1 protein-coding gene is annotated in these 644 nt (G+C 58.4%); it reads left to right on the plus strand.

The window, feature by feature from the left end; all coding sequences use genetic code 11:
• On the plus strand, nucleotides 1–644 hold a 644-nt coding region (locus tag MHY24_RS12015), incomplete at both ends, for a SulP family inorganic anion transporter (protein ID WP_239230929.1).

Genomic DNA, 644 nt, shown 5'->3' on the forward strand with positions numbered 1-644 from the left:
GTCTACCCACTCGTCGGCTTGGGTGTGGTGATCATGATTTTCTTCCCCAAGCTCACCAGTGTGATCCCCGCCCCGCTGGTCACGATTATCGTGCTCACCGGTTTGGTCATTGCCGCCGGTTTGACTGTCCCGACGGTCTCGGACATGGGCAAGATGCCGGAGACCTTACCGTCCCTGTTTATTCCGAACGTGCCGTGGACGTTGGAGACCCTGCAGATCATCGCGCCTTATGCCCTGGCCATGGCCGTGGTCGGTCTCATGGAATCGTTGATGACCGCCAAGCTCGTCGATGACATCACCGACACTCATTCCGATAAAACTCGCGAATCCTGGGGACAGGGGGTGGCTAATATTGCCTCCGGTTTCTTCGGCGGCATGGGTGGCTGCGCGATGATCGGTCAAACCATGATCAACGTCCGCGAATCCGGGGCACGTACCCGCCTATCCACCCTGTTAGCCGGTGTGTTCCTGCTGGTCCTGGTCCTGGCACTGGGCGACATCGTTGGCATGATCCCGATGGCTGCGCTGGTGGCAATCATGATCATGGTCTCGGTCGGCACCATCGACTGGCACTCGGTGCATCCACGCACCCTTAAACTCATGCCGGTCTCTGAGACCATTGTTATGGCCGTGACGATTATTGC

The organism is Corynebacterium sp. ACRPQ (genome assembly GCF_022347225.1).
Lineage (GTDB): Bacteria > Actinomycetota > Actinomycetes > Mycobacteriales > Mycobacteriaceae > Corynebacterium > Corynebacterium tuberculostearicum_D.